The following is a 1,146-nucleotide window of genomic DNA, read 5'->3' as shown; positions in this document are numbered from 1 at the left end:
CTAGTGTTCTGAGTCGTTAATTCGATTAATAAATAGGTACGATGTCTGCATGGCGAAGCGTGGCAGACCTCGACGGCCCTTGCTTGTCAGCGAAGAGGATCGGCGCGTACTGGAACAGGTCGCGCACCGGCGAACATCGGCGCAGGTCATGGCACAGCGCGCACGCATCATCCTGCGCTGCCTGGAAGGTGGAACCGATACCGAGGTCGCCCGCGACCTCGGTGTCTGGCCGCAGACGGTCGGTAAGTGGCGCAACCGCTACATCGACGGCGGCCTGCAGGCACTGTCCGACAAGGACCGCCCCGGCCAGCCTAGAAAGATCATCGACAGCCACGTCGAGGACGTCATCAGGCAAACCCTGGAACAGCCCCCGCCCGACGGCGGCACGCACTGGTCGACCCGGATGATGGCCGAGCGGACCGGACTGAACCAAACCGCCGTCTCACGGATCTGGCGGGCCTTCGGACTCAAGCCCCACCTGGTCGACGAGTGGAAGCTGTCCAACGACCCCTTCTTCATCGAGAAGGTCCGCGACGTCACCGGCCTCTACCTCAGCCCGCCCGAGGCGGCCCTGGTGCTGTGCGTGGATGAGAAGTCCCAGATCCAGGCGCTGAACCGCTCCTCGCCGGTGCTGCCGATGATGCCCGCGGTCCCCGAGCGCCAGACCCACGACTACATCCGGGCGGGCACCACCACTCTGTTCGCGGCCCTGGATGTGGCCTCGGGCAAGGTGATCTCCGCCCACCGGCGCCGGCACCGTTCGGTGGAGTTTCGCGCGTTCCTTGACCAGATCGACCGCGAGACACCCGCCGAGCTGGACGTCCACCTCGTCTTAGACAACTACGGAACGCACAAAGCACCGATCGTCAAGGCGTGGCTGCTGGCGCACCCCCGCTTCCACCTGCACTTCATTCCCACCTACTCCAGTTGGATGAACCTGGTGGAGCGGTTCTTCGCCGAGATCACCCGCCGGATGATCCGGCGCGGGTCCTACACCTCGGTCACCGATCTAGAACGAGCACTCAAAGCCTGGATCGACACATGGAACGACAATCCCCGGGCGTTCGTCTGGACCAAGACCGCTGAGGAGATCTTCGAGACCATCGCCGCATATCTCAATCGAATTAACGACTCAGAACACTAGCC

General features: G+C 63.4%; 1 protein-coding gene. It reads left to right on the top strand.

Going from position 1 to position 1,146, the window contains the following annotated elements:
* Positions 1 to 49 precede the first annotated feature (49 nt).
* The gene (locus tag AB0J46_RS51955; RefSeq protein ID WP_364344965.1) at positions 50 to 1,144 is read left to right on the top strand and encodes an IS630 family transposase; all 1,095 of its coding nucleotides are present in this window, start codon (positions 50 to 52) and stop codon (positions 1,142 to 1,144) included.
* Positions 1,145 to 1,146: the final 2 nt, after the last annotated feature.

The organism is Nonomuraea sp. NPDC049758 (assembly GCF_040674635.1).
Taxonomy (GTDB): domain Bacteria; phylum Actinomycetota; class Actinomycetes; order Streptosporangiales; family Streptosporangiaceae; genus Nonomuraea.
Note: the sequence above shows the minus strand (reverse complement) of the source record. Positions and strands in the feature narration are given on the sequence as shown.